Source organism: Herbaspirillum sp. SJZ106 (genome assembly GCF_006715495.1).
Classification (GTDB): Bacteria; Pseudomonadota; Gammaproteobacteria; order Burkholderiales; family Burkholderiaceae_D; genus Herbaspirillum.
This window is the reverse complement of record NZ_VFNI01000008.1, coordinates 1-24468: the sequence shown is the minus strand read 5'-3', so window position 1 is coordinate 24468 and position 24468 is coordinate 1. Positions and strand designations below refer to the sequence as shown.

Sequence of the window (24468 nt, the reverse complement as noted above, 5' to 3'; positions counted from 1 at the left end):
CCGGTCTTTACCGGCCGGCTTCACACAGCGGTCATTTGAAAGGCCGCGAACAAACCGGGAGCGTGCATCACGCGCTCCATCTAACCGGAGGGATCATGATGAACTTCAAGAAAACCGTTATGGCCGTCGCCCTGCTGGCGGCGAGCTTCTCCGCCGCAGCCGACCAGCTGGCCGACATCAAGCAAAAGGGCACCCTGGTGTGCGGCACCCTGGGCACTGCCGAGCCGTTCAGCTTCCCCAACCAGCAAACGCGCGAGATCCAGGGCTATGACGTCGACTTCTGCAAGGCCATCGCCAAGAACCTCGGCGTGAAGCTGGAGCTGAAGATGATTTCGGTCGCGGCCCGCATTCCCGAGCTGCAGCAAAACCGGGTCGACATCGTGATCGCCAACCTCGGCTGGACCGCCGAGCGCGCCGAACAGATCGCGTATTCCGACGCCTATTACGCCAGCCCGCAAAAGGTTGCCGTCAAGCGCAGCTCCGGCTACAAGTCGCCGGCCGACCTGGGCGGCAAGCGCGTTTCCGCGACCAAGGGTTCCACTTCGGAACTGGCCGTGCGCAAAGCCATCCCGACCGCTTCCGTGACCACCTTCCAGGATCCGCCGGCCGCTTTCCTGGCGATGCAGCAGGGCAAGGTCGAAGGTTTCGCCGTGTCCGAACTGATGCTCTCGAAGTTCCAGGCGCAAGTCGAAAGCAGCTCGCCGATCGACATCCTGAACCCGCCGCTGATCAATGAGCTGTGGGGCGTAGGCATGCGCAAGGAAGAGGGCGGCCTGATCAAGCAAGTCAACGCCACGTTGGAAGGCATGGAAAAGTCGGGCGAAGCGCAACAGATCTTCGACAAGTGGTTCGGCCCCTCGACCCAGTACAAGCTCAAGCGCGACTTCAAGATCGAGCCCATCAAGGGCTGATGCCAGGAACCTGTTCGCGATCCTGAAGGGCGGTCGGTCAACTCCCGGCAAGATCGTGAACAGGCTCTGAGAATGCACGGCGCCGGCATCGTCCGGGCGCCGGCATCACCGGACCGCGCAAGGCGGTCCCGACCGCGCCGGACCCAACAAGGTCCGGCGCAGCGCATTGCAGGAGTACTCCATGAAACTGGATTTTTCGGTGCTGCTGCGGGACGACTACCCGCGCATGATCATCGAGGGCGTGATCACCATGCTCAAGCTGACCGCCTATTCGTGGCTGCTGGCCATGGCGGTCGGCATCGTGCTGGCCGTGATCCGCATGACCAACAACCGCGTCGCCACCGGCTTCGTCGCCGGTTATGTCGAATACCACCAGAACGTGCCGATGCTGGTGCAGATCTTCCTCTGGTATTTCGGCGTGCCCACGCTATTGCCCGATTCCGTACAGCTGTGGTTCAACATGCACCGCAGCGATTTCCTGTTCGCCACCATCGCGGTCGGCCTGGCCATGGGCGCGTATATGTCCGAAGGCCTGCGCGCAGGCATCCGTTCGATCCCGCGCGCGCAGATGGAAGCGGCGCGCGCGCTGGGGCTGTCGTATCTCAAGGCTTCGCGCCTGGTGATCCTGCCGCAGGCGCTGCGGCTGGCGTTGCCTACGCTGGTCAGTTACAGCGTGCTGCTGTTCAAGAACACCAGCCTGGCGATGGTGATCGGCGTGGCCGAACTGACCTACGCCACCCGCGAGATCGAGAGCCAGTCTTTCCGCACGGTGGAAATCTACCTGCTGTCCACCACGATCTATCTCGGCATTTCGCTGCTGATCATGGCCATCGGCGCGGCGCTGGAAAACCGCTACCGCATCAAGACGCGCTGAGAGGAATGCCATGAACGATATCTACGACATCATCCGCGACAACTGGATGTTGCTGCTGGTGGGCCAATATCCGCACGGCCCGCTGGGCGGCCTGGCGATCACGCTGCTGCTCTCGGTGCTGGGCCTGGCGCTGGCCTTCCCGGTCAGCCTGCTGCTGGCGCTGGGGCGCGTCTCGCCGCTGCGGGTGTTTCGCGTGCCGGCCACCGTCATCGTCTACCTCGCCCGCGGCGTGCCGCTGGTGATGTTCATCTTCTGGGTGTACTTCTTCGTTCCCCTGCTGATCGGGCGCACGGTTTCCGGCTTCACCACCATGCTCATCACGCTGGTGATCTACGAGGCGGCCTACCTGGCCGAAGTGATCCGCGCCGGCATCGAGGGGCTGCCGCGCGGCCAGGTCGAGGCTTCGCGCGCGCTGGGCATGAGCTACCTGCAGACCATGTTCAAGGTGGTGCTGCCGCAGGCCCTGTACAACATGCTGCCGGCGATGATCAGCCAGTTCGTCTCCAACATCAAGGAAACCTCGCTGGGTTATGTGATCAGCGTCAACGAACTGACCTTCGCCGCCAACCAGATCAACAGCATGCTGCTGACCAAGCCGTTCCGGGTCTTCATCCTGCTGGCGCTGATGTACTTCGTGCTGTGCTTCATGCTCACGCGCATGGCGCGCGTGCTGGAAAAGCGCATCGCCGCCAAGCGTGCGGCCAACCCCGTGAACCCGACGGCGCAGGCAGCGCCGCCGGTCGCAGCCTGAACCCAACGAGGAGCAACGCATATGGCGAGCAACAACCCGTCCGCAACCAACACGGCCATGATTTCCTTCGAAGGCGTCAACAAGTGGTACGACAGCTACCACGCGCTGGCCGACATCAATGCCGAAGTCGCCAAGGGCGAAGTGGTGGTGATCTGCGGCCCGTCCGGCTCGGGCAAGTCGACCCTGATCCGTACCGTCAACCGCCTGGAAGAGATCCAGAAGGGGCGCATCGTATTCGACGGGCAAGACGTCCACGCCCCCAAGCTGGACGTGAACCACTTCCGCAGCCGCGTCGGTTTCGTGTTCCAGAGCTTCAACCTGTTCCCGCACCTGTCGGTGGCGGAAAACATCATGATGGCGCCCATCAACGTGCTCAGGAAAAAGCGCGCCGACGCCCGCGTGCGGGCGCTGGAACTGCTTGAGCGCGTCGGCCTGGCGGCCAAGGCGGAGGCTTTCCCGGGGCAGCTTTCCGGCGGCCAGCAGCAGCGCGTGGCGATCGCCCGCGCACTGGCGATGGACCCGCCCGCGATGCTGTTCGATGAGCCGACCTCGGCGCTCGACCCCGAGATGGTGGGCGAGGTGCTGCAAGTGATGAAGGGCCTGGCGCGCGAAGGCATGACCATGATGTGCGTCACCCACGAGATGAACTTCGCCCGTGAAGTGGCCGACCGCGTCTGGTTCATGGACCACGGCAAGCTGGTCGAGACCGGTACGCCGGAAGCGTTCTTCACCCGTGCGCAGAGCGAACGCGCGCGCAAGTTCCTGGCCGAACTGCGCGACCACTGAAGCCGGCGCCGGACACAAGGACCAACAAGGGGAAGCCAATGAAATGGAATGACGTGCGCGTCTCGACGCGCCTGTCGGCCTGCATTACCGGCCTGATGGTGGCGATGCTGTCGGTGGCGGCCGCCACCCAGTACACCACGGTGCTGACCATGGAGCAAGCGCAGGAGTCGGTGCGCGACTATGACCAGCGCATCATCACCGCGGTGCGCTGGCTGGGCACTGCCGAATTGACCAGCGAACGCATGGTGGGCGCACTCAACACTTCCGACGGCGACCTGGCGATGCGCTACGAACAGGAAGTGCAGGCCGGTCGCGAGCAGATGGCCAGGCTGGAAAAAGAGCTCGCTTCGCATGCGCTGAGCGACGGCGATCGCGCTTCGCTGGCCGCCATCGAGGCCGCCAGCGCCAGGCTGACCGGCATCTCCAAGGCCGCCTCCGAACTCTCCTACAAGGGCGATATCGGCGGCGTGCAGACCATGATCGATAATGAGCTCAAGCCGGCCATCGCCGCTTATCTCGGCGCGCTCAAGAAGTTCGTCGCCCTGGAAGAGCAGCAGCGCGACCAGGTGGTGACCGATGTCGGCGCGCAAAGCCGCCGGCTGATGAGCGCGGGCCTCATCGGCGCCGCCTTGCTGCTGGCCATCGGCTTTGCCACCGCGCGCCTGATCGCGCGCTCCATCACGCGTCCGTTGGCGCGCGCCGTCGAACAGGCCGAGCGTATCGCACACGGCAACCTGTTGCGCGGCCGGGATGATGGCATTGAAGATCGGCGCGACGAGTTCGGACAGCTGCAGCAGGCGCTGGAACGGATGGCCGATGGCCTGCGCACGCTGGTGGCGCAAGTGCGCAGCGGCGTCGGTTCGGTCTCGACCGCGACCTCGGAAATCGCCAGCGGCAACCAGGAGCTGGCGTACCGCACCGAGCAGACCGTGGGCAATCTGCAGGTCACCGCCGCTTCCATGGAAGAATTCGCCGGCACCATCGGACAGTCGGCCGATACCGCGCGCCAGGCCAGCCAACTGGCCACCCAGGCGGCGCAATCGGCCACCCGCGGGGGCAGCGTGATGGACGACGTGGTCGAGCGCATGGCGCAGATTTCCGGCTCCTCGCGCAAGATCGCCGAGATCACCGGCGTGATCGACGGCATCGCTTTCCAGACCAATATCCTGGCATTGAATGCGGCGGTGGAAGCCGCCCGCGCCGGCGAGCAGGGCCGCGGTTTCGCGGTGGTGGCCTCCGAAGTGCGTTCGCTGGCGCAACGTTCGGCCCAGGCCGCGCGTGAAATCAAGGAACTGATCGGCAGTTCGCTGGCCACGGTGGCCGCCGGCTCGGAACAGGTCGGCCAGGCCGGCGCCGCCATGCAGGAGATCGTCGGCGACGTCCATCGCGTCAGCGGCCTGATCGGTGAAATTACGGCGGCCGCAGTCGAACAGAACAGCGGCATCAGCCAGGTCAACGCCGCCTTGTCGGATCTCGACGCCATGACCCAGCAGAACGCGGCCCTGGTCGAACAGGCCGCGGCCGCCGCCGAGTCGCTGCGCGAGCAGGCGGCCGGTTTGGCGCAGTTGGTCAGCGTGTTCGAGGTCGAAAGGGATGACCGGCGGCCCGTCCTGGGGCAGTGAACGCTCTCCCAAAAGTTGGGCGCCGATCTAACCATTGGGGTGTTTTTCATGACGAAGTATGGCCAAGCAACACGGCGCAAAATTATAGATGAGTATTTGTCCGGGACTGGCGGTTTCAGAGAATTGTCCCAACGCCCCCTGGCGCAGCAGACCGGCGCGTCGATGCGCAGATGCTAGTGTGGCTGCTGTCGCCCAACATCCTCAAGAAGAACCCGTCGCCGGGTAATCTGCAGAGGTTCTCTGGCGTGAAGCCGGAAGACGTGCCGCCGCAGATCCCGCTGTAACCAATCGCATCGGGTCGGCTGATGCATAGCCATGGCCGCATACGACAAGCCCCGCGCTCGGATGAGCTGCGGGGCTTTTGTTTTTCCGGGACTTGTTTTCCCGCAAGTTTTTGCGGCCACAGGCAGCTTGCCGGCCATGAGACAGCCGTCTCAGGCGCCGTCCATGGTGCAGTGCAGGGTAGCGCGCCAAAACGCCTGTGTTAAAACTAAGCATGTGCCCGGTTCGCCAGCGACATGCATACAAACGCAGCGCCTGCGAACCGTTTCGAACCTTAAGGAGTTCGTCATGCCCTATGTTCCGCAGGTCGATCACATGCGCCGTGTGCGCAACCTGATCGAAGGCCGTTCGCCGCAGGCCGGCGCCGATGTCCAGCGGTTGGCGTCGTCTTACCGGCGTTCGCTCGACCAGCACCATCTCGATCCCGCCAATACCGCCGGCCCGCGCGTGCTGAGCGCGTCCGAGCTGCGCCAGATCCAGCACCAGGAAGAGCGTTTCCTGCGCGCCTCGGGGCAATGCCTGTCCATGTTGCACCAGACGGTGCGCGAGGCCGACTACTGCGTGATGCTGACCAATGCCAGCGGCGTGACCATCGATTACCGCGTGGACCGCGACCGCCGCGGCGACTTCAAGCGCGCCGGCCTGTATCTCGGTTCCTGCTGGTCGGAGCGGGAGGAAGGTACCTGCGGCGTGGCCAGCGTCTTGCAGGATCGCATGCCGATCACGGTGCACAAGACCGACCATTTCCGCGCCGCCTTCACCACATTGACCTGCAGCGCGTCTCCTATCTTCGCGCCGGACGGCGGGCTGATCGGCGTGCTGGATGCATCGGCCATCCGTTCGCCCGATGCGCGCGACAGCCAGCGCCTGGTGAACCGGATCGTGCGCCAGAGCGCGGTGCTGATCGAAGACGGCTATTTCCTCAATGCCACCGCCGGAGACTGGGTGCTGCTGGCGCACCGCAGCCGGCATTACGTGGAAGCGCAGCCGGAAATCCTGATCGCTTTCGACGCGGTGGGCAATATCACCGCCGCCAACCGCTGCGCCCGCGCCTGTATCCCGGCGCTGAAGCACTTGCCGTTGCCGCTGGAACAGGTGTTCGATATCCGTCCGGAACGCCTGCTGGGCGCACGCGCGGAACAGGCGCTGGTGAGCCTGCGTTTGCTTGACGGCGGTGCGTTGCTGCATGCCCGCGTCCGCATCCCGGCGCGCCGCGCGTCGGCGGTGGCTGCTGCTGCTTCTTCCGGCATGTCCGGCGCAGCCATGCCGGCCGACCGGGCCCAGCCGGCGGGCGCGAGCGAGCCTGAACTGCTGGAGCGCAAGCACATCATCGCCGCCCTGGACGAATGCAAATGGCGGCCGGTGCCGGCGGCCGAGCGCCTGGGCATTTCGCGCGCCACGCTGTACCGGCGCATGCGCAGATTCGACATCGTGCCGCCGCACCGACGTTAGCGGCGCCGGCCTTCTTTCCCCAGGCGGGCGCAGACCCGCTTTCCCAAGCAAGTAATCACTATCTATTTTTATAGAGGAGACATCATGTCCAAAACAAACCCGGACCAGGCCGTCGCCGGCATGCTCGAAACGCTGCAAAGCCATTTGCGCAACGGCAAGGCCGAAGCCGCCGCAGGGCTGTTCCTGGAGGACTGCTACTGGCGCGACCTGGTCGCCTTCACCTGGAATATCAAGACGCTCGAAGGACGGGCCCAGATCGCCGCGATGCTGGCGCAGCAGTTGCCGGCGCTGGGCGAGATCGGCCTGCGCCTGGCCGAGGGCGAAGCCGCCAGCCAGGCCGATGGCGTCACGCAGGCATGGATCACTGTGGAAACCGGCACCGCGCGCGGCAGCGGGTTGATCCGCCTGAAGGACGGCAAGATCTGGACCCTGCTCACGACCATGTCGGAGCTCAAAGGACATGAGGAAAGCAAGGGCGTGCGGCGGCCGATGGGCGCCGTGCATGGCGTGCATACCGGACGCAAGAGCTGGAAGGAGGAGCGCGAGCAGGAACTGGCCGAACTGGGCCGCAGCGAGCAGCCCTATTGCCTGATCATCGGCGGCGGGCAGGGCGGGCTGGCGCTGGGGGCGCGGCTGCGCCAGCTCAAGGTGCCGACCATCATCGTCGAACGCAACGAGAAGCCGGGCGACAGCTGGCGCAAGCGCTACAAGAGCCTGTGCCTGCATGACCCGGTCTGGTACGACCACATGCCTTACATTCCCTTCCCGGACAACTGGCCGGTATTCACGCCCAAGGACAAGGTGGGCGACTGGCTGGAGATGTACGCCAAGGTCATGGAGCTCAATTTCTGGGGTTCCACCGACTGCAAATCGGCTTCCTACGACGAGGCGGCCGGCGAGTGGCGCGTGGTGGTCGAGCGCGGCGGCGAACGGATCACCTTGCGGCCGAAGCAGCTGGTGCTGGCCACCGGCATGTCCGGCAAGCCCAACCTGCCGAAGTTCAAGGGCATGGATGTGTTCAAGGGCGAGCAGCAGCATTCGTCGAAACATCCCGGCCCCGATGCTTACCGCGGCAAGAAGGTGGTGGTGATCGGCGCCAACAATTCCGCCCACGACATTTGCGCGGCGCTGTGGGAAGCGGGCGTCGACGTGACCATGGTGCAGCGTTCGTCGACGCACATCGTCAAGTCGGACTCGCTCATGGAGCTGGCGCTGGGCGACCTGTATTCCGAGCGCGCGCTCCAATCAGGCATGACCACCGCCAAGGCCGACCTTACCTTTGCCTCGATCCCGTACAAGGTCTTGCCGCAAATGCAGACCAAGGTGTTCGACGCCATCCGGGAGCGCGACGCCGGGTTCTATGCGCGGCTGGAGAAGGCCGGCTTCATGCTGGACTTCGGCGACGACGGTTCCGGCCTGTTCATGAAATACCTGCGGCGCGGCTCGGGCTACTACATCGACGTCGGGGCTTCCGAACTGGTCGCAGACGGCAAGATCAAGCTCAAGAGCGGCGTCGACGTGAAGGAGCTCAAGGAACATTCGGTGGTGTTGAGCGACGGCAGCGAATTGCCGGCCGACCTGGTCGTCTACGCGACCGGCTATGGCTCGATGAACGGCTGGGCCGCCGACCTTATTTCGCAGGAGGTGGCCGACAAGGTCGGCAAGGTGTGGGGACTGGGCTCGGATACGCTCAAGGACCCGGGCCCATGGGAAGGCGAACAGCGCAACATGTGGAAGCCGACGCAGCAGCCGGCGCTGTGGTTCCACGGCGGTAACCTGCACCAGTCGCGCCATTACTCGCAGTACCTGTCGCTGCAGTTGAAGGCGCGCATGGAAGTCATCGCTACGCCGGTGTACGGCTTGCAGGAAGTGCACCATCTTTCCTGATGCCGGAAAGATGGGCGGCGCGCAGGGTCAGCGTTCGATCTTGCGCGCCAGCACGATGGAGGTGGTGGTGCGGGTGACGCCGTCGATCTCGCCGATCTCGTCGAGCAACTGGTCGAGCCGTTCGGCCGAAGAGGCGCGCAGCCAGGCGACGTAGTCGAACTCGCCGGAGACCGAGCACAGCAGTTCGATCTCGGGCATGCGCCTGAAGCGCTTCAAGACGTCGCGCGCGGCCTTGGCCTCGACGGTGATGCCGACATACGCGCGCAGTGCATTGTCGGTCACTTCCTGGCCCAGCTTGACGGTGTAGCCGGCGATGATGCCGTTCTTTTCCAGCCGGGCCAGGCGCGCCACCACGGTGGTGCGCGCCACGCCCAGCTTGCGCGCCAGGTTGGCCACGCTCTCGCGCGCCGACACCTGCAGCAGCGCGATCAGGTTGCGATCGGTGTCGTCGAGGGTGTCGAGCCGCGTTTTCATGTGGTCGCCGTGTGGTCGATGTATGGCCGATCAGGCGTTGAAGCGCGCCAGGAACGCCTGGGTCGCCGCCTGTTGCGGGTTGTCGATGACCTGCGACGGCGGGCCGGCTTCCACCACCACGCCGTCGCGCATGAACACCACCTGGTCGGCCACTTCGCGCGCGAAGGCGATCTCGTGGGTGACCAGGATCATGGTCATGCCGTCGGCCGCCAGGCTGCGGATCACGTTCAGGACTTCGCCCACCAGCTCGGGGTCGAGCGCCGAGGTGGCTTCGTCGAACAGCATCACGTCCGGCTGCATGGCCAGCGCGCGGGCGATGGCGATGCGCTGCTTCTGGCCGCCGGAAAGCTTTTGCGGATACATGTCGGCGCGTTCGGCCAGGCCGACTTTCTGCAGCAGCGCCAGGGCCTTGGCGCGGGCTTCGGCCTTGGGCGTGCGCAGCACGGTGAGCATGCCTTCCATCACGTTCTCGAGCGCGGTCATGTGCGGGAACAGGTTGAAGTGCTGGAACACCATGCCGGTGCGGGCGCGGAAGCCGGCCAGTTCCTTGTCCTTGGGCAGGCGCGCTTTCTTCCCGTTCTTGCCGTCGAAATCGAAGTGGCGCTCGCCGATGCGCACCGAACCCTGGTCCGGCACGGTCAGCAGGTTCAGGCAGCGCAGCAGGGTCGACTTGCCCGAGCCGGACGGCCCGATCATGGCGACCACGCAGCCGCGGTCGATCTGGATGGAAATATCCTTGAGCACCACATGGTCGCCGAAGGCCTTCTTGAGGTTGCTGATCTGGATCATCGAATTGCCGTTGCTCATCATTGGTTCCTTAAGCGTTGCTTAACCGTGCTGCGCCGACAGGCGGGTTTCCAGGCGCTTGGCCCAGATGGTGGCGGGCAGCAGGATCAGGAAATAGATGATCGCGACCAGGGTGTAGATTTCCAGCGGGCGATAGGTCTCGTGGGCGATGATCTGGCCCTGGTAGAGCAGGTCGGGCACGGCCAGCACTGACAGCAGCGAAGTGTTCTTCAACTGCATGATGGACTGGTTCACCAGCGGCGGGGTCATGCGCTTGAACGCCTGCGGCAGGATCACGCGCTTCATCAGCTGGAAGCGGGTCATGCCCAGCGCCCAGCCGGCTTCGGACTGGCCGACGTCGATCGAGACGATGCCGCCGCGGATGATTTCCGAGTAGAACGCGCCGCCATACAGCGCCAGCGACAGCATGGCGGCGGTGCCGGCCGACATCTCGATGCCCAGCAATACCGGCAGCGCGTAGTAGAACCACACCAGCTGCACCAGCACCGGCGTGCAACGGAACACTTCCACGAAGGCGCGCAGCGGCCCCGAGACGAACGGGTTGGAAGAGAGGCGGCCGAGGCCGACCACCAGCCCGACCAACAGGCCCAGCGCGATACAGGCCACGGTATAGCCCAGCGTGTAGACGAAGCCGATGCCGATGATGCTCCTGAATTGCCAGAGCGAGCCGAAGTCCCATTGATACATCTGCGGTTTTCCTTCAATACGATTCAATATGGACCAGAGGCCTGGTCCGGGGCGGATGGGATACGAAATTTCCAAGCACGATCCATGCCCCGGCGCCATGGTTTCGGGCAGGGGCCGCCGCTGTCGCTGGCAAGTGTCGGGAAGGCATGGGGGAGGGCACGGATATCTTTTATAAGGATTGCATGGTCGCAACCCGCGAATCCGGCAATTGTAATGGAGAACGGCCGGCGGCGGACAGATCCGGGCCATGCCGGATCGGCCTGGCGCCCCACGCTGCTGCTGCGTTTGGTGGCGTTCGGTTGGAACGCATCCCGCCCCTGTTGATGAAATGAGTTCTAAAATAGCGCACTCGCGGCGATATGCTTGAATACGCCGCCCACCGGCTTTCCCAGCGATTGGGAATGCGCCCAATCCGACAACGACAATGAATCAGGTTTCCCCTTCCGTCACTTCCGCCGAGCCGCACCGTACCATCCTCATCACCGGCGCCGCGCGCGGCATCGGCGCGGCGGTCGCCGCCTCGGTAGCGGGGCCGGGCGTGTCGCTGGTGCTGCATGCGCGCAGCGACTCCCCGGAACTGCAAGCCACTGCGCAGCGCTGTCGCGAGCAGGGCGCGCGCTGCGTGCTGGCCTTGGGCGACATGGCCGAGCCCGGCACCGCGGCGTTGCTGCGCGATACCGCGCTGGATGAATTCGGCCGGCTCGACGCGCTGGTGGCCAATGCCGGCTTCGCCGACCGCAAGCGTATCGGTGAACTGTCGGACGCCGACTGGTCGCGTTCGCTCGATGCGCTGCTCTCGGGATTCTTCCGGCTGACGACCGCCTGCAAGGAGGCATTGGAGGCGTCCGGCTCGGGGCGGGTGGTGGCGGTCAGCTCCTTCGTGGCGCATGTATTCCGCCTGGGCGAATCGGGCTTTCCGGCGTCGGCCGCGGCCAAGGCCGGCATCGAGGCGTTGGTGAAATCGCTGGCGGTGCAGCTGGCGCCGGCTGGCGTCACGGTCAACGCGGTCGCGCCCGGTTATGTGCAAAAGAGCGACCCGGTCAAATCGGCCATCGACCCGGCGGCCTGGCAGGCCGCACTCGACCGCATCCCGCTGCGCCGTTTGGGGCAGCCGCAGGAGATCGCCAATGTCATCGGCTTCCTGCTCAGCCCGGCGGCGTCCTATGTCACCGGCCAGGTCTGGCACGTGGATGGCGGACTGACGCTGTAACGCGCTCTTAATTCATCTGACCTATCTCTGGGAACACCATGCGCATCATCGTGCTCGGCGCCGGCATCGTTGGCGTCACCACCGCTTATTTTCTCCGCGAGCGCGGCCATGAAGTCACCGTGGTCGAGCGTCGTGCCGACGTGGCGGCCGAGACCAGTGTCGGCAACGCCGGCCATGTCTGCCCTTCCTACGCCACGCCCTGGGCGGCGCCGGGCATGCCGGCCAAGTCGCTCAAGTGGTCGCTGCAGAGCTGGCTGGGCATCGAGGCCGCGTTGCGGTTTACGCCGCGGCTGGACGCGCACCAATGGAAGTGGCTCAAGACCTTCCTGGCGCAATGCACGCCCGAGCGCTATGCCGTCAACAAGGCGCGCATGGGCCGCCTGGCGCGTTACAGCCACTCGCAGCTGAAGCAGATCCGCGAGCGCCTGGACATCCAGTACGAGCAGACCAGCGGCGGCAACCTGCAATTGTTCCGTACCCAGGAAGGGGTGGACAACGCGGGCTTGTCGACCAGGGTGCTGGCCGAGGCGGGGGTGCCGTTCGAGTTGCTCGATGGCGACGGCTGCGTGGCTTTCGACCCGGGTTTGCGCGCGGCGCGCAACGAGTTGAAGGGCGGGCTGCTGCTGCCCATGGATGAAACCGGCAACTGCCCGCTGTTCGCCCGCGCGCTGGCGGCGTGGCTCAAGACGCAGGGCGTGGCGTTCCGCCTGTCGACGACGGTGGAAGGCATCGAGGTCGCCGGCGGCCGGGTGGCGGGGGTGCGCACCAGCGCCGGCACGCTGCAGGCCGATGCCTATGTGGTGGCCTGCGCCGCCGCATCGGTGCCGATGTTGAAGCCTTTGGGCCTGGATCTGCCGATCTATCCGGTCAAGGGCTACGCCATCACGGTGCCGGTGGCCGACCCCGAGGGCGCGCCCAGGAGCGGCGTCATGGATGAGTATTACAAGGTGGCGATCACCCGCATGGGCAACCATATCCGCGCGGCCGGCACGGCCGAGATCGGCAGCTGGGATACCAGGGTCGCGCCGCGCGACTGCGCTACCGCGATCAAGTCCTTGAAGAACCTTTATCCCAACGGCGCAGACCTGGCCAAGGTCGAATACTGGGCCGGCTTGCGGCCGATGACGCCGGACGGCGCGCCGCTGATCGGCAAGACGCCCTATGCCAACCTGTGGCTCAACGCCGGGCATGGTTCGAACGGCTGGACCACGGCCTGCGGTTCCAGCCGCATCATCGCCGACAAGATCGCCGGCGTGGCGACCGATATCGAAAGCGCCGACCTGGAGCCGCAGCGATTGATCTGATCAGGTCGTTGGTAACGCCGATGTATAACGTCCCGTTTCTGTCGCTAGCCAGGATGTAGACGTAGTAGCTCATGCCGGCCATCGTATGGGCAAGCAGGCCTTTGAAGAATCGATGAATTTGGATTTGCGAAGATTTATTCGCTACGCAAACGCCGTCGTCCTGACGAAGGTCAGAATCCGATGTCGTTCAACGGCCGTCGATACACAACGAAAGCCACTGGATTCCGGCCTTCGCCGGGATGATGAAAAGAAATCGAGGGTCAGCGCTCGAACAGCGCGTCGACGTTGTCGCCGTTGCTGAAAGCGCTGATGGCCCAACCGGCCGGCGTCTTGTAGAAGATGAACTGCCAGGGGATGGCCTGCTTCTCGGTCTTCTCGATGTAGGTCAGCTTGAGCAGCGAGTCGCCGACCTTCTCTGAACGGATGAACTCGTAACCGACCGAATTGCCGACCTGCGCTTCGATCGCCATGCGCGTGCTGCGCGCGTTGACGCGGGCCGCTTCCAGCGCGCGGATGTCGATCAATGCGTAAGGCGACATCGCGGCGTAGGCGTCATCGGTGCGGCCGGCGCCGGCCTGGGCCATGATCTTGTCGGTCAGCGGCCGGATCTGGCTTTCGGAGGCCAGCGTATCGGCGTGGGCGGTGTGGCAGATGCCGGCCAGCGCGAGGGCGGCGAACAGCGGGCGCGGGAAGGATGGCTTCATTCGGATCTCCAATGGTCAAGGGAACATCTGCGGGGGCATTGTGCCATGGCGCGCGCAGGCGGGAAATGCAGGCGAAAAATGCAGGTGGGAAGCGCCGGGTGTAAAGCATGCGCAAGGGCAGCGTAAATCAAGGTAAAACAAGCCTGGCGCGGGAATCCGCGCGGCTATGATGTCCAGCCTGGAGCCCGTGTCTGTCGAACCGGGTTCCGTTCCGGGGGGAGCATCATGCGCACCATCATTTCCGCTACATTGCTGGCATCGTCATTGTCGGGTTGCATCGTGATGTCGTCCAATCCGCTGGTCGATGCCGCCAGCGTGATCGGATACGCCGCCTCCGGCGTGAAGGGGATGACGCCCAATCCGCCGATCAATCCCGTCGTCTACAACAAGGATCCGATCCGCGAAGTCTGCATCGAGTGGAACGGCGCCGTGGCCCTGAGCGACTTTGTGCCGGGCCTGCAGGCTGAGCTGCAAAGGCACGGCGTGTCGAGCCGCGTGTACGACGCCGGCACCCAATCCCCCGGCTGCCCGGTGACGCTGACCTATGTCGGCTACGTCAAATGGGACACCAAGGTGTTCTCCGATGCCTATACTCCTTACCTCACCTATGCCGCCCTGACGCTGCGCCGCGATGGCCGCGTGCTGGGGTCGGCCCAATACCGCATCGGCTCCTTCGCTCAGGACAAGTGGGCCAGCGTCAACGACAAGCTGGGTCCGCTGGTGGATGCGCTGTTGCCGGGCAACCCGCCGATCATCGCCGACAACTCGCCGCAAGACGCCAAGAGCGCCACCGGCGGCTACTGAACCGATACTTCGCAGGCGACATAAAGAACGGCAACCGAGGTTGCCGTTCTTGTGCACGCCATCGCGGCGCGCATGCGGGCCACACGCCGGCTTACCAGATCGTCAGCAGGCGGCGGAAAAACCCTTTGTCCGTGCTGGCGTCCGCGACCGTGCCGCCGCCCACTTGCTCCAGGCGCGCATCGGCCACGTTGGCCGAGGCCACCACCCCGCCGCGGATGTCGCGCGTGCGCACCACGCCGGAGAAGCGCAGCGTATTGACGTTGCTGTTGATGCCGATGCGCTTTTCCCCCGCCACCACCAGGTTGCGGTTGGGCAGCACTTCGACGATGGAGACCATCAGCGTGCCGGTCATGGTATTGCTGTTGCTGGTGTCGCCGGAGCCCTTGAACGAATTGCTGCCGGAGGCCGAATAGTTGGCGTCGTACAGCGCGGTAAACAGCCCGCCCAGCGGCGCCGATGAGCCTGGACCCTTCTGCGACAGGGTGGTGTCGGTGCTGTTGTTGGTGGCCGACTTGTTGCTGCCGCTGATGGATTCGGAGATGTCGATCTTGATGATGTCGCCGACGTTGTAGGCGGTCGGCTCCTCGAACAGCTGCGCGCTGGAGACGCGGAAGATGGCGCCGTTGTTCTCGACGTTGGCCACCGGATAGGATGGCCGCACGCTGGTCGGGCCGCTCACCATGGGCGCCGGGCTGTAGCAGGCTGACAGCGATGCGGCCAGCGCGCATGCGCCGGCCAGACGATATTGGAACTTCATGGCGATCCCCCCGAGAATTGGCAGCCGGACTGGACTGTCTGGCTCTGCCGAGCGCCGGCGGCATATGTGCAATACGCGGCGGCTCGTGTGCGGATGATGTGCGCCAACGGTGTAAGCGGCGGTTAATCCGGTGTAAATGCCTGCAAACAAAAATCAGCCATGGTCAAGCCGCAGAGATGCCGGGTATTCATGCCTCATTTCCCATGCAGGCGCGGCGGCCGCGCGTCATGCGATGCTCCTTTTCGGGGCATAATGGCGGTTATTCCACCGATACGGCGGGCCCGTCCGGGGCACCCGCACCCAATCATGGCAACAGAAAAAAACCAGCCCAGCGTGCATGAGCAACTCGTGTCGGCACGCATCCGCGAGCGCATCAAGGCCGCCGGCGTGCGCTTTCACGCCAACGACAATATCGCCGCCTTCATTGAAGACGGCGAGCTTGAGCAATTGCAGGCCGAAGTGCAGGGCAAGCTGGCGGAGGTGCTGGAAAGCCTCGTCATCGATGTCGAGAGCGACCACAATACCCAGGACACGGCCAGGCGCGTGGCCAAGATGTATCTCAATGAGGTCTTCCGCGGCCGTTACCAGGCGCCGCCGGCGGTGACCGAGTTTCCCAACATCGAGCGTTTGAACGAGCTGATGATTGTCGGCCCGATCACCGTGCGCAGCGCCTGCTCGCACCACCTGTGCCCGATCATGGGCAAGGTGTGGGTGGGGGTGATGCCCAACGAGCATTCCAACCTGATCGGCCTGTCGAAGTACGCGCGATTGCTGGAATGGGTGATGAGCCGCCCGCAGATCCAGGAGGAGGCGGTGTCGCAGGCGGCCGACCTGCTGATGCAGAAGCTGCAGCCGGACGGCCTGGCCATCGTGATGGAAGCCGACCATTTCTGCATGCACTGGCGCGGCGTGAGGGATATGGAGTCGAAGATGATCAACAGCGTCATGCGGGGTTCCTTCCTGCGCGACGCCAACCTGCGGCGCGAATTCCTGGCGCTGATTTCCCAACGTCAACGAGGTTAGAACGCATTGCGTGAACAGGCGTGAGATGTGTTCTGTCCAAGAAGGGTGCTGGCGGCGTTGCGCTCCTTGCACTTCATCCCAAATGGGGTAAGCTCGCACTCAGGCCTATTCATCAAATGAGTTCTCATCATGTTAGTTCGTCTGATCTATGCAAGCCGTGCGCGCAGCCCGATTTCCCACGAGGTGGTCGAGGCCATCCTGGCCAGCGCGCGCAAGCACAATCCCCAGAAGGGGATCACCGGCGTGCTGTGCTACAGCGATGCCATCTTCGTGCAGGTGCTGGAGGGCGGGCGCGACCAGGTGAACCAGATGTATGGCCAGTTGCAGCGCGACGAGCGCCATCACGACCTGGTGTTGCTGGGGTATGAGTCGATCGACGAACGGCAGTACTCGTCATGGACCATGGGCAAGATCCGCCTGGACAAGATCAACCGTTCGCTGCTGCTGAAATATTCGGTGTGCGGCGAACTGAATCCTTACCTGGTCTCCAACTGCGCCACCGTGGCGCTGCTCAACGAACTGGCTTCGACCGCGGCCTTCGCCCAGCGCGACTGAGCCCGGTCATGCCGGAGGGCGTTGCCGCCATCGGCTTGCCTGCCTTATTTTTTCAGCGGCGGCGCATACGGGTTCTTGGTCAGCAGGCGCAGGAAGCTGGCCAGGCAGGCCGCCCCGGCGAAGGCGGCGCCGCAACCCAGCGCGAAACGCGATCCCTGGCTTTCCGACAGATTGAAGCACAGCGCCACCAGTGCCGCGCCGATGCTTTGGCCCAGCAAGCGCGCCGTGGCCACGATGCCGGAAGCGCCGCCGCTGCGGTGCGGCGGCGCGCTGGTCATCAGGGCTTTCAGGTTGGGCGACTGGAAGAAGCCGAAACCCATGCCGCACAACAGCATGCGCCAGCTGATTTCCCACACGCTGGGCGCGGCCGGCATGAAGGTCATCGACAACAGGCCCGCGCATAGCAGCGCCAGGCCGACGCCGCCGAGGATGCCGGCCGGATAGTGGTCGGACATGCGGCCCGCGATCGGCGCCATGATGGCTACGGCCACCGGCCACGGGGTCATCAGCAGGCCGATCTCGACCTGGCTGCGGCCGAGGTCGTGGTGGAAGAAGAAGGGCAGCGAGACAAAGGCCAGGCCTTGCGCGGCGAAGGAACACACGGCGGTGATCGCCGATAGCGAGAACATGGGGTGGCGGAACAGGTCGACCGGCAGCATCGGCGCCGGGTGCGAGGCTTCGCGGCGCAGCAGGAACAGGCCGCACACGATGGCCGCCGCCAGTTCGATGCCGACCACGCTGGCCTGGGCCTGGTGCGCGCCTTCGCCGATGGCCAGGATCAGCAGTCCGAAGGCGGCGGCATTGAGCAGCGCGCTGCGCACATCGAATGTATGCTTGGACAGCGCGGTGTGCGGCAGCGAAGGCAGCGCCAGCACGATGGCGACGATGCCCAGCGGCACGTTGACCGCGAACAGCCACGGCCACGGCGCGATGGCGAGGATGCCGGAGGCGACGCTGGGGCCGACGGTGAAGGCGATGGCCACGATCAGCGTGTTCAGGCCAACGCCCCGGCCCAGCGAGCGCGTGGGGTAGATGAAGCGGATCAGCGCGGTGTTGACGCTCATGATTCCGGCCCCGCCCAGCCCTTGCAGGAAGCGGGCCATGACCAGCGTGGGCAGCGACCACGCGACCGCGCACAGCAGCGAGGCGGCGGTAAACAGCACCAGTCCCCAGATATAGATGCGGCGGTAGCCGACGATTTCGCCCAGCGCCGCCAGCGGCAGCAGCGACACCATCATGGCCAGCTGGTAAGCGGTGACGATCCAGACCGAGCCCGCCGGCGTGGTGTTGAGGTCCAGCGCCATGGCCGGCAGGGCGGTGTTGGCGATGGCGGTGTCCAGCGTGGCCAGGCCGACGGCGATGAGCAGCGTCATGATGGCGCGGCCGCGTTGTTCGGGCGGCAGGCCTTCGCCGGCGATGACCAGGTGACGGGTGGGTTCGGCGGCGCCGGTGGATGAAGGCTGCGATGACATGTGCTTGGGCGAGGTAGGGGCGGTATGCCTGCTAACGGCAAGGTGCGCCGCTTGTCTGTTTATATATATAAGAGCCTGTTTCCGGCACAGGCTCCGGCCGGCCCCCGGTTGAGGCGGCGTTCAATGATAGCGGGGAAACGCGGGGTTTGCTGGCGACGGTGCCTGCTGGCGGGATGGTGCGCTATGATGGCGGTTTGCGCCGGCGCGGCCGGCGCGTTTTGATGACGGAGTCGCGAGCATGTCCAATAAGCAGTTGTCGCAGCGCCTGTGCGCATGGATCGACCAGCATTTCGATGAGGAAGTCGGCGTCCTGCAGCAGCTGATCCGCATACCCACCGATACCCCGCCCGGCAACAACGCGCCGCATGCGGATGCGGTGGCCGAGCTGGTCAAGGCCTGGGGCTGGAGCGCCGAGAAGCATGCGGTGCCGCAGCAGCAGGTGGCCGACTACGGCATGCAGAGCGTGACCAACCTGATCGTGCGCCGTCCTTACGCCGCCGGCGGGCCGACCGTGGCGCTCAATGCCCATGGCGACGTGGTGCCGCCGGGCGAAGGCTGGCGCCACGATCCTTACGGCGGCGAGATCGACGACGGCCGCATCTACGGCCGCGCGTCGGCGGTGTCCAAGAGCGACTTCGCCAGCTATATCTTCGCGGTGCGCGCGCTGGAGGCGCTGGGCGTCGATCTGCGCGGCGCGCTGGAACTGCATTTTACTTACGACGAAGAGTTCGGCGGCCTGCTCGGTCCCGGCTGGCTGCTGGAGCAGAAGCTGACCAAACCTGACTTCGTGATCGCGGCCGGCTTCAGCTACAACATCGTCACGGCCCACAATGCCTGCCTGCAGTTTGAAGTCACCGTCAATGGCAAGGCGACCCACGGCTCCATGCCTGAAACCGGCCACGACGCCTTGCAGGCGGCAACTGCCATCCTCAATGCCATCTATGCGGCGGTACCGGGCCTGAAGGATATCCGTTCATCGATCCCCGGCATCAGCCACCCGACCATGATCGTCGGCCGCATCGACGGCGGCACCAACACCAACGTGGTGCCGGGCAAGGTGGTGCTGAAGATGGACCGCCGCATGATCCCGGAAGAGGATCCGGCGCAGGTCGAAGCCGGCGTGCGCAAGATGATCGGGGACGCGGTGGCCGGTTTGCCCGGCATCCGGGTCGAGATCCGTCGCCTGCTGCTGGCGCGCGCGCTGCGTCCGCTGCCGGGCCACGAGAAACTGGTCGACAGCCTGTTGCGCAATGCGCAGGAAGTCATGGGCGAGACGCTCACCACCAACGGTTCGGCGCTGTATACCGACGCGCGCCTGTATGGCGAGCATGGCATCCCGGTGGTGCTGTTCGGCGCCGGCCCGCGCACGCTGATGGAATCCAATGCCAAGCAGGCCGATGAGAACCTGGCGCTGGACGATTTGAAGAAGGCCACCAAGGTGGTGGCCATGACGCTTCTGGACTTCGTCGGCCCGCAGGCTTGAGGGCGCCGTCTGGCGCCATCGGTCAATGGGGCCATCGTCATGGCGGCCTCGCCGCTTCGCAAGGGATTCATGTGTTGTCGATATGGCAACGCATAGAAATTTTTCCGATAAGCTCATCTTGATTACAATGGGAGCCCGCATCAGGCTTTCCTGCGGCAGCCGTCGGCCGATAACAAACAAAAGAGCGATGGTGTGTTGCCGATGGGCGGCCCGGATGCGGGAAGGGCATGAAGCCATGTCCGCGCTCCCTGCTGGAACCATTGGACAATTCTTTCAGGCCGGTGCAGCATTCCGGCTCTACGGTTTGCCTGAGCCTTGCGCCATGCCCTTATCCTGAACGCATATGTGTACGGCTTGCGGAGCGGGCGTAAGCAGGTTTCCGAGAAGGCCTGAGCGCCAGGATTACACCGAAAGTCTTGTGAGGACCCTGATCAATCGCATGCAGAACGCCATCGAGCACACCTCTGATCTGGCAGGACAGCCTGCCGCCCGGCAGGGCTATCTTGGATTGTCGTTCCGGCAGTTGCTGCTGGCCGCGTTCCTGCTGATCGCCGCGCTGTTGAGCGCGACATCCGTCCATGCGTTGTTTACGCTGGATCGCATGGCCACCAACAGTAGCGACACCGCGCGCCAGGCGGTGCAGCTGACCGAGGCCGCGCAACGCCTGGCTGAGCGCACCGTGGCGATGGAACGCAGCGCGCGCCAATACCTGGTGCTGGACGATCCGGCCTTCCGCGACCGTTTCGTGGAGGCGCGGGACCAGGCCAGGGAAGCGTTGGGCGAGCTGTCCGATTCGTTGCCGATGGCGCCGCGCGATATCTTCAGCCAGTGGGGCGTGTATGCCGACGAGGCGGCGGCAGTGCTGGATTCCGAATCGCGCAAGGACAAGTCCGAGCAGTTGAAGGTGTTCCAGGATTTTGCGCGCCTGCCGCCGTTGAACGAGCGCATGACGCAGGAAAGCCGGCTTGAGGTCGACCGCCGCAACAATGCGCTCTCGGCCGCGCTTGAACAGCAGCGCCAGATGCTGACGTTGCAGGTGGTCGGCGCCATCCTGCTGGCGGTGTTGCTGGCGTTCGGCTTCGGGCTGTGGCTGTCGCGCCCGCTGGCGCAGCTGGAGCAGGCCATCGGCCGCCTGGGCGATAACCGGTTCGACCAGCACATCGAGGTGCACGGCCCGGCCGACATTCGCCGCCTGGGCCAGCAACTGGATTGGTTGCGCCAGCGCCTGGCGGATCTGGAGGCGGAGAAATCGCGTTTCCTGCGCCATGTATCGCACGAGTTGAAGACGCCGCTGTCGGCCTTGTGCGAAGGGGCGGCGCTGCTGGACGATGGCGTGGCCGGCGAGCTCACCGACAACCAGCGCGAGATCGCCCGCATCCTGCGCCAGAATACGCAGGCGCTGCAAACGCAGATCGAGGACCTGCTGCGCTATAACGAGGTTTCCTTCGATGCCCAGCATATCCAGCCGGTGCCGGTCGACCTGCGCGCGCTGCTGCACAAGGTGATCGACGACCAGCGCCTGCAATGGCTGGCGCGCGAGCTGAAGGTGGAGATCGAAGGAGCCGCGCGCACGGTGGTGGTCGATCCGGAAAAGATGGCGATTGTCTTGGGCAACCTGCTGTCGAACGCCGTGCGTTTCAGCCCGAAAGGCGGCTTCATCCGTTTCTTGCTGTCCGATGCGCCGGGGATGGTGCGCATAGAATGCATCGACCAGGGCCCCGGCGTGGCGCCGACCGACGCCAACCGCATCTTCGAACCGTTCTACCAGGGTTTGCACCAGCCGACCGGCGCGCGCCGCGGCAATGGCATCGGCCTGTCGGTGGTGCGCGAGTACGTGCAGGCGCACAGCGGCTATGTGCAGTTGATGCCGTGCGAAAGCGGGGCGCATTTCAGAATCGAGTTGCCTGATGAAAAATAAAATCCTGCTATTGGCCTGCTGTCTTTTGCTGGCGGCTTGCGCCGCGCAGCCGGATGCGCCGACCGCCAATATCAAGCTGATCCACGCTGCCAGCAACATCGATGAGCTGCTGGCCTATAACGCCGTGCTGCGCAAGATGCCGGCGGCCGAGCTGGGGCGCGAACTGCAGCGCATCAATGCTTATCCGGCCAGTCCTTCCAACAACGTGCGGCGCGCCATGGCGCTGTCGATGACGCGCGATCCCATCGACCTGGCCAAGGCCGAAGCCCAGTTGTGGAACGTCATGGCCGATAACAGCGTCGAAGCGGAGAAGCTCAAGCCGTTGGCTCAACTGTTGGTCAGCTCTTACGCCGATCTGCGCCGCGTGGCCGACAACGCCGAGAAGTCATCCATCCAGCTCAAGGATGCGCAACGCAAGGTGGACCAGCTCAACGACAAGCTTGAGGCCCTCAAGAACATAGAGCGGAGCCTGCCGGCCGGCGGCAAGTAACAGCGCCATCACCCGTCGGGCCCGTTCCCCATATCAGGAACAGGAGCCCCGATGGGACATTCTTCCCCCTTATTGCTGGTCGACGACGATCCCGACCTGTTGCGCCTGCTGACGCTGCGCCTCAACGCCAGCGGCCACCGCGTGGTCGCCGTGGAAAGCGCCGAGGCGGCGCTGGCACAACTGGCCATCGCGCTGCCGTCGCTGGTGATCACCGACGTCCGGCTGCCGGGCATGGACGGCCTGGCGCTGTTCGATGAGATCCGCAGCCGCCATCCGACCTTGCCGGTGATCCTGCTGACGGCCCACGGCACCATTCCCGACGCGGTCGAGGCGACCACGCGCGGGGCCTTCGCCTATCTCACCAAGCCTTTTGACGGCACGCTGTTGCTGGACAAGGTCGCCCAGGGCCTGAGCCTTTCCGCGCCGGCATGCGAAACGGAAGACCAGGCCTGGCGATCCGACCTGATCAGCCGCAGCCAGCGGGTCTCGGAATTGCTGGCCGAGGCGCGGCTGGTGGCGGCATCGGATGCCAGCATCCTGATCCGCGGCGACAGCGGGACCGGCAAGGAACTGCTGGCGCGCGCCATCCACCGCGCCAGCCAGCGTGCGGAGAAACCTTTTGTCGCGGTCAATTGCGGCGCCATTCCCGAGCAGTTGCTGGAGTCCGAACTGTTCGGCCACGTGAAGGGCGCGTTCACCGGCGCGATGGACAGCCGGGAGGGCCTGTTCCAGGCTGCCGATGGCGGCACGCTGTTCCTGGATGAGATCGGCGATATGCCGATGCCCTTGCAGGTCAAGCTTTTGCGCGTGCTGCAGGAGAAGACGCTGCGCCAGGTCGGGGCCAACCAGCCCAGCAGCGTGGATGTGCGCATCATCTCGGCGACCCATCGCGACCTGGAGGCGGCCATGGCTGAAGGGCAGTTCCGCGAAGACCTTTATTACCGGCTCAATGTGGTGGCGCTGCACCTGCCGTCGCTGGAGGAGCGGCGCGAAGACATCGCGCTGCTGGCCAACCATTTCCTCAAGACGACCGCGGCCAGGTACGCCAGGCACCTGACCGGCTTCGCTCCCGATGCGCTGGAGCTGTTGAGCCTGGCGCATTGGCCGGGTAATGTGCGGCAGCTCTATAACGTCGTGGAGCAGGTTTGCGCCTTGTCGACCACACCGCTGATTCCGGCGTCGCTGGTGCAGCGCGCCTTGCGCGCGCCGACGCTGGATCTGCTGCGTTATGCCGAGGCCAAGCAGAAGTTCGAGCGGGATTACCTGATCCGCCTGTTGAAGCTGACCGACGGCAATGTGTCGGATGCCGCCCGTCTGGCTGATCGTAATCGCACCGAGTTCTATCGGCTGTTGCAGAAGAATGGGCTCGATCCGCGGATGTTCCGGGGCGGAGAAGAGAGCGTCATCGCAGAGCGACAGACATGATTCCTTATAAATCAATGACTTACCAATTTCGGGTGGCGGAATTGTCGCCCAGAGGCGACGAAAACCGGGTCTATGGGCCGGGTTGGCGCGTCTACATAGGCGAAGATTGTTTTCCAAACCATTGAAAACATTGAAGAAATGGATGGGTGGCACGGGGATTGCGAAGAACAGGGCAGGCGGTGCCGTTAAGGCGCCTACCGTTTTTCTTCTCTCTATATAAGGAACCCATCATGGAAAAGACTGCATTCATTGCCAAGCTGGTTGCCGCATCCTTGTTTGCCGCCGTTGCCGCGGCGCCGGCCGTGCGGGCGGCCGATACCGGCGATTCGCCCAAGGCGACCCAGAAAGCCGGCGCCTATATAGACGACTCGGTCATCACCACCAAGGTGAAGGCGGCACTGGTGGGAGACAAGCAGGTCTCGGCCATGAAGATCAAGGTGACGACCAAGGATGGCGTGGTGACGCTCAAGGGAACGGTGCCCAACGCTGAGGTCGGCCAGCATGCATTGCAGTTGGCCGCCGGGATCGAAGGTGTGAAGGATGTGAAGAGCGAGCTTACCGTCAAGGCCAGCTAAGCCGTTGATGGCGGCGCTTGAAGCCGTTATTTGAGCGGGCAGAAAAAGAGCCGGGGCCGCCCCTGACGGGACGGCCCCGGCTCTTTTGAATTATTTCCGTACAACGGGGAATGCTGTAAAGCCAGTGCTGGCGCGGGTTTGGCGGTGGAGGTTGGGTGCGGTGGAGGTGATTGGATAAATTATTTTTCATTATTTTTAAAAAAGTACTTGCGCGG

General features: G+C 64.5%; 24 protein-coding genes. 17 read left to right on the top strand and 7 right to left on the bottom strand.

The features are described 5' to 3' along the window. The first annotated feature begins 95 nt into the window (after positions 1-95). The 7 genes from FB598_RS19630 to FB598_RS19600 all read left to right on the top strand — a co-directional run bounded on the left by FB598_RS19630 (position 96) and on the right by FB598_RS19600 (position 8565). Entirely contained in the window at positions 96-911 is an 816-nt protein-coding gene (locus tag FB598_RS19630) for an ABC transporter substrate-binding protein (protein ID WP_370455045.1), read from the top strand. A gap of 181 nt (positions 912-1092) precedes the next feature. After that, positions 1093-1785 carry an amino acid ABC transporter permease gene (locus FB598_RS19625; protein ID WP_141918131.1) on the top strand — a complete coding sequence of 231 codons (693 nt, stop codon included), beginning with the start codon at positions 1093-1095 and terminating at the stop codon, positions 1783-1785. 10 nt (positions 1786-1795) lie between these two features. Continuing rightward, positions 1796-2536, top strand: coding sequence for an amino acid ABC transporter permease (locus FB598_RS19620; RefSeq protein WP_141918134.1), 741 nt, complete (start codon positions 1796-1798; stop codon positions 2534-2536). 57 nt (positions 2537-2593) lie between these two features. Further along, positions 2594-3322: an amino acid ABC transporter ATP-binding protein gene (locus FB598_RS19615; RefSeq protein ID WP_141918211.1), complete on the top strand. Its 729-nt coding sequence runs from the start codon at positions 2594-2596 to the stop codon at positions 3320-3322. A gap of 38 nt (positions 3323-3360) precedes the next feature. Continuing rightward, positions 3361-4944, top strand: a complete 1584-nt coding sequence (locus tag FB598_RS19610; RefSeq protein ID WP_141918138.1) for a methyl-accepting chemotaxis protein — start codon at positions 3361-3363, stop codon at positions 4942-4944. Between the two features lie 570 nt (positions 4945-5514). Further along, positions 5515-6678: a sigma-54-dependent Fis family transcriptional regulator gene (locus FB598_RS19605; protein WP_141918142.1), complete on the top strand. Its 1164-nt coding sequence runs from the start codon at positions 5515-5517 to the stop codon at positions 6676-6678. 84 nt (positions 6679-6762) lie between these two features. Next, the gene (locus FB598_RS19600; RefSeq protein WP_141918145.1) at positions 6763-8565 is read left to right on the top strand and encodes an NAD(P)/FAD-dependent oxidoreductase; all 1803 of its coding nucleotides are present in this window, start codon (positions 6763-6765) and stop codon (positions 8563-8565) included. Positions 8566-8592: 27 nt separating this feature from the next. Here the strand turns inward: FB598_RS19600 and FB598_RS19595 are convergent, their stop codons facing one another. The 3 genes from FB598_RS19595 to FB598_RS19585 are packed head-to-tail and all read right to left on the bottom strand — an operon-like array spanning position 8593 to position 10533. Next, positions 8593-9039, bottom strand: coding sequence for an Lrp/AsnC family transcriptional regulator (locus FB598_RS19595; RefSeq protein ID WP_141918149.1), 447 nt, complete (start codon positions 9037-9039; stop codon positions 8593-8595). A 30-nt stretch (positions 9040-9069) separates the two neighbouring features. Next, on the bottom strand, positions 9070-9846 hold the full coding sequence (locus tag FB598_RS19590; protein ID WP_141918152.1) for an amino acid ABC transporter ATP-binding protein: 777 nt from the start codon (positions 9844-9846) through the stop codon (positions 9070-9072). Between the two features lie 21 nt (positions 9847-9867). Then, positions 9868-10533 carry an amino acid ABC transporter permease gene (locus FB598_RS19585; RefSeq protein WP_141918155.1) on the bottom strand — a complete coding sequence of 222 codons (666 nt, stop codon included), beginning with the start codon at positions 10531-10533 and terminating at the stop codon, positions 9868-9870. 424 nt (positions 10534-10957) lie between these two features. On the opposite strand from FB598_RS19585, the gene FB598_RS19580 reads away from it, so the two are divergent. Together FB598_RS19580 and FB598_RS19575 are read left to right on the top strand one after the other, a co-directional pair. Then, positions 10958-11743 carry an SDR family NAD(P)-dependent oxidoreductase gene (locus tag FB598_RS19580; protein ID WP_141918158.1) on the top strand — a complete coding sequence of 262 codons (786 nt, stop codon included), beginning with the start codon at positions 10958-10960 and terminating at the stop codon, positions 11741-11743. A gap of 38 nt (positions 11744-11781) precedes the next feature. Then, positions 11782-13047, top strand: coding sequence for a D-amino acid dehydrogenase (locus FB598_RS19575; protein ID WP_141918162.1), 1266 nt, complete (start codon positions 11782-11784; stop codon positions 13045-13047). 260 nt (positions 13048-13307) lie between these two features. Here FB598_RS19575 and FB598_RS19565 read toward each other — a convergent pair whose 3' ends face one another. After that, entirely contained in the window at positions 13308-13751 is a 444-nt protein-coding gene (locus tag FB598_RS19565; RefSeq protein WP_141918166.1) for a hypothetical protein, read from the bottom strand. Between the two features lie 225 nt (positions 13752-13976). On the opposite strand from FB598_RS19565, the gene FB598_RS19560 reads away from it, so the two are divergent. After that, complete coding sequence (locus FB598_RS19560; protein WP_141918170.1) at positions 13977-14555, top strand: cell division protein FtsI; 579 nt, start codon at positions 13977-13979, stop codon at positions 14553-14555. A 91-nt stretch (positions 14556-14646) separates the two neighbouring features. Here the strand turns inward: FB598_RS19560 and FB598_RS19555 are convergent, their stop codons facing one another. After that, positions 14647-15312 (bottom strand): flagellar basal body L-ring protein FlgH, encoded by a 666-nt coding sequence (locus tag FB598_RS19555; RefSeq protein WP_141918172.1) that lies wholly within the window; start codon positions 15310-15312, stop codon positions 14647-14649. Between the two features lie 306 nt (positions 15313-15618). Between FB598_RS19555 and folE the strand changes: the two genes are divergently transcribed. Then, a complete protein-coding gene (gene folE, locus FB598_RS19550) occupies positions 15619-16335 on the top strand; it encodes a GTP cyclohydrolase I (RefSeq protein WP_141918175.1) in 717 nt (238 codons plus the stop codon). A 129-nt stretch (positions 16336-16464) separates the two neighbouring features. Beyond that, the gene (locus FB598_RS19545) at positions 16465-16890 is read left to right on the top strand and encodes a BLUF domain-containing protein (protein WP_141918177.1); all 426 of its coding nucleotides are present in this window, start codon (positions 16465-16467) and stop codon (positions 16888-16890) included. Between the two features lie 44 nt (positions 16891-16934). Here the strand turns inward: FB598_RS19545 and FB598_RS19540 are convergent, their stop codons facing one another. Further along, positions 16935-18362 (bottom strand): MFS transporter, encoded by a 1428-nt coding sequence (locus FB598_RS19540; protein WP_141918179.1) that lies wholly within the window; start codon positions 18360-18362, stop codon positions 16935-16937. A gap of 238 nt (positions 18363-18600) precedes the next feature. Between FB598_RS19540 and FB598_RS19535 the strand changes: the two genes are divergently transcribed. From FB598_RS19535 to FB598_RS19515, 5 genes are all read left to right on the top strand, one after another. Continuing rightward, positions 18601-19845, top strand: coding sequence for an ArgE/DapE family deacylase (locus FB598_RS19535; RefSeq protein WP_141918181.1), 1245 nt, complete (start codon positions 18601-18603; stop codon positions 19843-19845). A 439-nt stretch (positions 19846-20284) separates the two neighbouring features. Then, on the top strand, positions 20285-21763 hold the full coding sequence (locus tag FB598_RS19530) for a HAMP domain-containing sensor histidine kinase (RefSeq protein WP_141918214.1): 1479 nt from the start codon (positions 20285-20287) through the stop codon (positions 21761-21763). Next, positions 21753-22253 carry a hypothetical protein gene (locus FB598_RS19525; RefSeq protein ID WP_141918184.1) on the top strand — a complete coding sequence of 167 codons (501 nt, stop codon included), beginning with the start codon at positions 21753-21755 and terminating at the stop codon, positions 22251-22253. Before FB598_RS19530 ends, FB598_RS19525 begins: the two co-directional genes overlap by 11 nt. A gap of 51 nt (positions 22254-22304) precedes the next feature. Further along, positions 22305-23678, top strand: a complete 1374-nt coding sequence (locus FB598_RS19520) for a sigma 54-interacting transcriptional regulator (RefSeq protein ID WP_141918187.1) — start codon at positions 22305-22307, stop codon at positions 23676-23678. 230 nt (positions 23679-23908) lie between these two features. After that, complete coding sequence (locus FB598_RS19515) at positions 23909-24253, top strand: BON domain-containing protein (RefSeq protein WP_141918189.1); 345 nt, start codon at positions 23909-23911, stop codon at positions 24251-24253. Here the strand turns inward: FB598_RS19515 and FB598_RS20850 are convergent. Beyond that, a partial coding sequence (locus FB598_RS20850; protein ID WP_221292553.1) for a hypothetical protein occupies positions 24240-24468 on the bottom strand: 229 nt, incomplete at its 5' end. The two genes, FB598_RS19515 and FB598_RS20850, sit on opposite strands and share 14 nt — an antisense overlap.